The sequence below is a fragment of the Escherichia sp. KCJ4928 genome, from assembly GCF_004352695.1.
Classification (GTDB): domain Bacteria; phylum Pseudomonadota; class Gammaproteobacteria; order Enterobacterales; family Enterobacteriaceae; genus ECMA0423.
On sequence record NZ_SJWV01000193.1, the window covers coordinates 1 to 7,107 of the forward strand.

At 50.9% G+C, this 7,107-nt stretch carries 7 protein-coding genes; 5 read left to right on the top strand and 2 right to left on the bottom strand.

The window, feature by feature from the left end:
• Positions 1–111 precede the first annotated feature (111 nt).
• The 5 genes from anmK to pdxY all read left to right on the top strand — a co-directional run bounded on the left by anmK (position 112) and on the right by pdxY (position 4,688).
• Positions 112–1,221, top strand: a complete 1,110-nt coding sequence (gene anmK, locus E0D98_RS19790) for an anhydro-N-acetylmuramic acid kinase (protein WP_032308187.1) — start codon at positions 112–114, stop codon at positions 1,219–1,221.
• 97 nt (positions 1,222–1,318) lie between these two features.
• Entirely contained in the window at positions 1,319–1,648 is a 330-nt protein-coding gene (mliC, locus tag E0D98_RS19795; RefSeq protein WP_000061968.1) for a C-type lysozyme inhibitor, read from the top strand.
• Between the two features lie 58 nt (positions 1,649–1,706).
• Positions 1,707–2,363: a pyridoxamine 5'-phosphate oxidase gene (gene pdxH / locus E0D98_RS19800; protein WP_001282313.1), complete on the top strand. Its 657-nt coding sequence runs from the start codon at positions 1,707–1,709 to the stop codon at positions 2,361–2,363.
• A gap of 128 nt (positions 2,364–2,491) precedes the next feature.
• Positions 2,492–3,766, top strand: coding sequence for a tyrosine--tRNA ligase (gene tyrS / locus E0D98_RS19805; protein WP_001295400.1), 1,275 nt, complete (start codon positions 2,492–2,494; stop codon positions 3,764–3,766).
• A 58-nt stretch (positions 3,767–3,824) separates the two neighbouring features.
• Complete coding sequence (gene pdxY, locus E0D98_RS19810) at positions 3,825–4,688, top strand: pyridoxal kinase (RefSeq protein ID WP_001307229.1); 864 nt, start codon at positions 3,825–3,827, stop codon at positions 4,686–4,688.
• A 43-nt stretch (positions 4,689–4,731) separates the two neighbouring features.
• On the opposite strand, the gene gstA is transcribed toward pdxY, so the two are convergent.
• Entirely contained in the window at positions 4,732–5,337 is a 606-nt protein-coding gene (gene gstA, locus E0D98_RS19815) for a glutathione transferase GstA (protein WP_000765749.1), read from the bottom strand.
• A 105-nt stretch (positions 5,338–5,442) separates the two neighbouring features.
• Positions 5,443–6,945 (bottom strand): dipeptide/tripeptide permease DtpA, encoded by a 1,503-nt coding sequence (gene dtpA, locus E0D98_RS19820; protein ID WP_000100931.1) that lies wholly within the window; start codon positions 6,943–6,945, stop codon positions 5,443–5,445.
• Positions 6,946–7,107: the final 162 nt, after the last annotated feature.

The following is a 7,107-nucleotide window of genomic DNA, read 5'->3' on the forward strand; positions in this document are numbered from 1 at the left end:
TTTGAAGATAATGTTTTACTACCAACGGTAAAAATCGGTCATTCCGCATGGTATTCACGAAAAGTTTATGTTTGAGTGGTGCGCAAACGTCAGATTGAAAAAGGATGAACTATGAAATCGGGCCGCTTTATTGGCGTTATGTCAGGCACCAGCCTTGATGGTGTTGATGTTGTGTTGGCGACAATAGATGAACACCGGGTCGCACAGCTGGCAAGCTTGAGCTGGCCGATCCCGGTGTCTCTGAAACAGGCTGTACTGGATATTTGCCAGGGCCAGCAGCTTACACTTTCGCAGTTTGGACAGCTTGATACTCAACTCGGGCGACTTTTTGCTGATGCGGTCAATGCCTTGCTTAAGGAACAAAACCTGCAGGCGAGAGATATAGTTGCGATCGGCTGTCACGGTCAAACCGTCTGGCATGAACCGACGGGCGTGGCACCACACACTTTACAGATTGGCGATAACAATCAAATTGTGGCACGCACCGGAATTACGGTTGTCGGTGATTTTCGCCGTCGCGATATTGCCTTGGGAGGACAAGGCGCACCGCTGGTACCTGCGTTCCATCATGCCTTGCTGGCTCACTCAACCGAGCGACGAATGGTGCTCAATATTGGCGGCATCGCCAATCTGTCACTGCTCATTCCTGGGCAGCCGGTTGGCGGCTACGATACCGGTCCTGGTAACATGCTGATGGATGCCTGGATCTGGCGTCAGGCCGGTAAACCTTACGATAAAGATGCCGAGTGGGCACGGGCGGGTAAAGTTATTCTCCCACTGCTGCAAAATATGCTCAGCGACCCATATTTCTCGCAACCTGCACCGAAAAGCACCGGACGCGAATACTTTAACTACGGCTGGCTGGAGCGCCATTTACGCTATTTTCCGGGTGTTGATCCCCGTGATGTTCAGGCCACACTGGCAGAACTCACCGCCGTGACCATTTCTGAACAAGTTTTGTTGAGCGGTGGCTGCGAACGATTGATGGTATGTGGTGGAGGTAGTCGTAATCCGCTACTCATGGCGCGTCTGGCGGCATTACTGCCAGGCACAGAAGTCACCACCACCGATGCCGTTGGCATTAGTGGCGATGACATGGAAGCATTGGCTTTCGCCTGGCTTGCCTGGCGGACGCTGGCGGGATTACCAGGAAATCTGCCTTCCGTCACTGGCGCAAGCCAGGAGACGGTACTGGGGGCTATTTTCCCTGCTAACCCGTGATATCAGAGTTAACTGAATTTTTCTTACCGCGTCTGCCGTTACACTTGGAACGTTAGGGAGGGCGTATTGCCCTCCAGACCAGGAAAGTCTTCGGGAAATGTCTATGAAAAAACTGTTACTGATCTGTTTGCCGGTGCTTCTCACCGGCTGTAGCGCGTTCAATCAACTGGTTGAGCACATGCAAACCGCTACGCTGGAATACCAGTGTGATGAAAAACCGTTGACGGTCAAACTGAATAATCCGCGCCAGGAAGTCAGTTTTGTTTACGATAATCAACTACTGCATCTCAAACAGGGCATTTCAGCGTCTGGTGCACGTTACACTGACGGAATCTATGTTTTCTGGTCGAAAGGCGATGAAGCGACTGTCTATAAACGCGACCGCATCGTATTGAATAACTGTCAGTTACAAAATCCACAGCGTTGAGATTTTTCCAGGGGCGGCGCACAATAGCGTCACCCACTGACAATCCGTAAAGAAAACCATGTCTGATAACGACGAATTGCAGCAAATCGCGCATCTGCGCCGTGAATACACCAAAGGCGGGTTACGCCGTCGCGATCTTCCCGCCGATCCATTAACCCTTTTTGAACGTTGGCTCTCTCAGGCGTGTGAAGCCAAACTGGCAGACCCTACCGCGATGGTGGTCGCTACCGTGGATGAACATGCTCAGCCTTATCAACGCATCGTTTTACTCAAACATTACGACGAAAAAGGCATGGTGTTTTACACCAACCTCGGTAGCCGTAAAGCACATCAAATTGAAAATAATCCGCGCGTTAGCCTGCTGTTCCCGTGGCATACCCTTGAACGCCAGGTGATGGTGATCGGTAAAGCAGAACGACTTTCGACTCTCGAAGTGATGAAATATTTTCATAGCCGCCCGCGTGATAGCCAGATTGGTGCATGGGTTTCGAAGCAGTCCAGTCGCATTTCTGCCCGCGGTATCCTTGAAAGTAAATTCCTGGAGCTGAAGCAGAAGTTTCAACAGGGCGAAGTGCCATTGCCGAGCTTTTGGGGCGGTTTTCGCGTCAGCCTTGAACAGATTGAGTTCTGGCAGGGCGGTGAGCATCGCCTGCATGACCGCTTTTTGTACCAGCGAGAAAATGATGCGTGGAAGATTGATCGTCTTGCACCCTGAAAAGATGCAAAAATCTTGCTTTAATCGCTGGTACTCCTGATTCTGGCACTTTATTCTATGTCTCTTTCGCATCTGGCGAAAAGTCGTGTACCGGCAAAGGTGCAGTCGTTATATACATGGAGATTTTGATGGCAAGCAGTAACTTGATTAAACAATTGCAAGAGCGGGGGCTGGTAGCCCAGGTGACGGACGAGGAAGCGTTAGCAGAGCGACTGGCGCAAGGCCCGATCGCGCTCTATTGCGGCTTCGATCCTACCGCTGACAGCTTGCATTTGGGGCATCTTGTTCCATTGTTATGCCTGAAACGCTTCCAGCAGGCGGGCCACAAGCCGGTTGCGCTGGTAGGCGGCGCGACGGGTCTGATTGGCGACCCGAGCTTCAAAGCTGCCGAGCGTAAGCTGAACACCGAAGAAACTGTTCAGGAGTGGGTGGACAAAATCCGTAAGCAGGTTGCCCCGTTCCTCGATTTCGACTGTGGAGAAAACTCTGCTATCGCGGCGAACAACTATGACTGGTTCGGCAATATGAATGTGCTGACCTTCCTGCGCGATATTGGCAAACACTTCTCCGTTAACCAGATGATCAACAAAGAAGCGGTTAAGCAGCGTCTCAACCGTGAAGATCAGGGGATTTCGTTCACTGAGTTTTCCTACAACCTGTTGCAGGGTTATGACTTCGCCTGTCTGAACAAACAGTACGGTGTGGTGCTGCAAATTGGTGGTTCTGACCAGTGGGGTAACATCACTTCTGGTATCGACCTGACCCGTCGTCTGCATCAGAATCAGGTGTTTGGCCTGACCGTTCCGCTGATCACTAAAGCAGATGGCACCAAATTTGGTAAAACTGAAGGCGGCGCAGTCTGGTTGGATCCGAAGAAAACCAGCCCGTACAAATTCTACCAGTTCTGGATCAACACTGCGGATGCCGACGTTTACCGCTTCCTGAAGTTCTTCACCTTTATGAGCATTGAAGAGATCAACGCCCTGGAAGAAGAAGATAAAAACAGCGGTAAAGCACCGCGCGCCCAGTATGTACTGGCGGAGCAGGTGACTCGTCTGGTTCACGGTGAAGAAGGTTTACAGGCGGCAAAACGTATTACCGAATGCCTGTTCAGCGGTTCTTTGAGTGCGCTGAGTGAAGCGGACTTCGAACAGCTGGCGCAGGACGGCGTACCGATGGTTGAGATGGAAAAGGGCGCAGACCTGATGCAGGCGCTGGTCGATTCTGAACTGCAACCTTCCCGTGGTCAGGCGCGTAAAACTATCGCCTCCAATGCCATCACCATTAACGGTGAAAAACAGTCCGATCCTGAATACTTCTTTAAAGAAGAAGATCGTCTGTTTGGTCGTTTTACCTTACTGCGTCGCGGCAAAAAGAATTACTGTCTGATTTGCTGGAAATAATGCATTAAGTGGAAAGGGGGAGTGAGAAATCACTCCCCCTGGTTTTTATACAGGGAACATGATGAAAAATATTCTCGCTATCCAGTCTCACGTTGTTTATGGTCATGCGGGTAACAGTGCGGCAGAGTTTCCTATGCGCCGCCTGGGCGCGAACGTCTGGCCGCTGAACACCGTTCAATTTTCTAATCACACCCAATACGGCAAATGGACTGGCTGCGTGATGCCGCCCAGCCATTTAACCGAAATTGTGCAAGGCATTGCCGCCATTGATAAATTACACACCTGTGATGCCGTGTTAAGTGGCTATCTGGGATCGGCGGAGCAGGGTGAACATATCCTCGGTATCGTCCGTCAGGTGAAAGCCGCGAATCCGCAGGCGAAATATTTTTGCGATCCGGTAATGGGTCATCCGGAAAAAGGCTGTATCGTTGCACCGGGTGTCGCAGAGTTTCATGTGCGGCACGGTTTGCCTGCCAGCGATATCATTGCGCCGAATCTGGTTGAGCTGGAAATACTCTGTGAGCATGCGGTAAATAACGTCGAAGAAGCGGTTCTGGCAGCGCGCGAACTCATTGCGCAAGGGCCACAAATTGTGTTGGTTAAACACCTGGCGCGAGCTGGCTACAGCCGTGACCGTTTTGAAATGCTGCTGGTCACCGCCGATGAAGCCTGGCATATCAGCCGTCCGCTGGTGGATTTTGGTATGCGCCAGCCGGTAGGTGTTGGTGATGTGACGAGCGGTTTACTGCTGGTGAAACTGCTTCAGGGGGCAACGCTGCAGGAGGCGCTGGAACATGTGACCGCTGCAGTCTACGAAATCATGGTGACCACCAAAGCAATGCAGGAATATGAGCTGCAAGTGGTGGCTGCTCAGGATCGTATTGCCAAACCAGAACATTACTTCAGCGCAACAAAGCTCTGAAATATCTCATTTCGGCCCACAACGACCTGTGGGCCGATGGATATTACTTTAAGCCTTCCGCTGACAGCGCGTCTTGTACTTCCGGACGTTCAGCCATACGTTGCATAAATGCTGCAATGTGCTCTAACCCTTCCAGATTCAGTTTCACCGCGTATGCCCAGCGCAGAACCGTAAACAGATAGGCATCAGCAATTGTAAATCTTTGCCCGCAGATCCAGTGCTCATCCTTCAGTGCCTCGTTCACATATTGCAGCTTCTTCTCCAGCTGCGCGCGAACTGTCGGTTTGTACTCTTCCGGTGTATCAGGGCGAAACAGAGGTGTGAAACCTTTATGCAGCTCGGTGGCGATGTAATTCAGCCATTCGATGGTTTTATAGCGGGAAATACTGTTTACCGGTGCCAGCAACTGGCGGTCGGGGACGCTGTCGGCAAGATACTGCATAATCGCTACGCCTTCCGTCAGCAAAGTACCGTCATCCAGCAGCAATGCAGGCACCTGCCCCTTAGGGTTAACGGCAAAGTAATCGTCACCGTTTTCGAGACGTTTTTTCATTAAATCCACACTGACGAGGGTAAAATCCTTTCCGCTCTCACGCAGGGTGATATGGGAAGCGAGAGAGCAGGCACCCGGTTTGTAGAACAATTTCATCGGTAACTCCTTTTGTCTGTGGTTTAAAGTATGGTAGTGCGTTGCTGAACAAAAAAAAAGCCGCTAACGAAAAGTTAGCGGCTTGTAAAAGAGTTTCCCTGAATTTTACGCTACAGCAGCTTTCGCCGCTTTGTCTGCAGCGTCATCCTGCGTCATACGGTGCAGTTTAGGCGCGGTCAGCAGCATCAGTACTGCAATAATGGCAGTAGCGACACCAATCTGCAAGAATACGCGACCATAAACTTCCAGTGACATCAGCGGGTCGGTAACGTTATCCGGCACAGCCATCATACCCGCAACATAACCACCAATCAGGTTTGCACCGGCAGTGGTCAGGAACCAGCTACCCATAATGAAGCCCATCAGACGCTGCGGAACGAGTTGTGCAACCATTGCCAGACCCAGACCAGAGATCATCAGTTCCCCGATGCTCTGCAGGCCATAGCTTGCGACCAGCCAGCTTACAGACACGATACCAGCGTCAGACGCGAATTTCGCACCCAGCGGCAGAATCAGGAACGCACCAGAACACATCACCATGCCTATTGCAAACTTGGTTGGCATCGGCAGGGTATCGCCCATCTTGTTATAGATAGCGGCCAGAATCGGACTACCGATGATGATCCAGAACGGGTTCAGTGCCTGATACTGCTCAGGTTCTACGGCCAGACCCAGAATGGAGTGCTCAACGTTACGAATCGCAAAGAAGTTCAGTGACGTTGGCATCTGGCTGTACAGCACGAAGAAGATAATGGCTTCGAGCATCAGGATGAAGGCAACGATCATTTTACGACGCGCAGCACCTTTCATCGCGAAGGCTTCTTTACCGAAGATAACCACGATACCGAAGGCAACAACGCCCAGCGCCATACGCGCAACTTCCTGATTGTGCAGCAGCCAGGTGGCGATAGCGATCAGTGCCACAACACCAATAATGGTCAGCAGCAGGTTACGGTAGTTGATAGGCTCGAAGTCTGGTTTTGAACCGTACTGTTTAACCCAGCGTTGGCAGAAGGCGAAGTTAACGATAGTGATCAGCAGGCCTACAACGCTCAACGCAAACGCAACACTCCAGCCGTATTTCGCGGCCAGCCACGGCGTAGCAATCATAGAGAAGAAAGAGCCGATGTTGACGGACATGTAGTACATGGTGAATGCACCGTCCAGACGCGGGTCGTTTTTCTCATAGCATGTAGAAAGCAGAGAAGACGGGTTAGCTTTAAACAGGCCGTTACCGACCGCAATAGCCGCCATACCCATATAAACGATACCGGCGTCGTGACCAGACCAGGCAACCAGAGCATAACCAATCGCCAGCACAATAGCGCCGAGCATAATTACGCGTTTAGTACCCAGTACCTTGTCACCTAACCAGCCGCCGATAGCGACCAGACCATAAACCAGGGCACTAAAGGAAGAGAAAAGGGTGATTGAATCCGCTTCAGACATACCCAGTTGTTTAACCAGGTAAACAGCCATAATTCCTTGTAGGCCGTAATAACCAAAACGTTCCCATAACTCAATCGAGAAGATGAGATAGAACGCCTTCGGTTGTTTGAAAGCGTTCAAACTGACGCTTTCAGTTGGTTTTTGGTTTGCAGTGGACACTTTTACCTCTTTTTTTACATCCCATATTAACGGGGGTGCTTTCTCGCGTTATGTCTAAAAAACATACGCGCAATTGTTATAGTGGGAGGGGAAACGGCAGGTAATGTTCACTATCTTGCACTTTCAGACAAGTCCTTTGTAATAATCTGTTACATATAACTG

Coding starts and splice junctions, on each gene's coding strand:
- pdxY (WP_001307229.1), top strand. CDS start 3,825: ATGATGAAAAATATTCTCGCTATCCAGTCTCACGTTGTTTATGGTCAT.
- pdxH (WP_001282313.1), top strand. CDS start 1,707: ATGTCTGATAACGACGAATTGCAGCAAATCGCGCATCTGCGCCGTGAA.
- tyrS (WP_001295400.1), top strand. CDS start 2,492: ATGGCAAGCAGTAACTTGATTAAACAATTGCAAGAGCGGGGGCTGGTA.
- gstA (WP_000765749.1), bottom strand. CDS start 5,337: ATGAAATTGTTCTACAAACCGGGTGCCTGCTCTCTCGCTTCCCATATC.
- mliC (WP_000061968.1), top strand. CDS start 1,319: ATGTCTATGAAAAAACTGTTACTGATCTGTTTGCCGGTGCTTCTCACC.
- anmK (WP_032308187.1), top strand. CDS start 112: ATGAAATCGGGCCGCTTTATTGGCGTTATGTCAGGCACCAGCCTTGAT.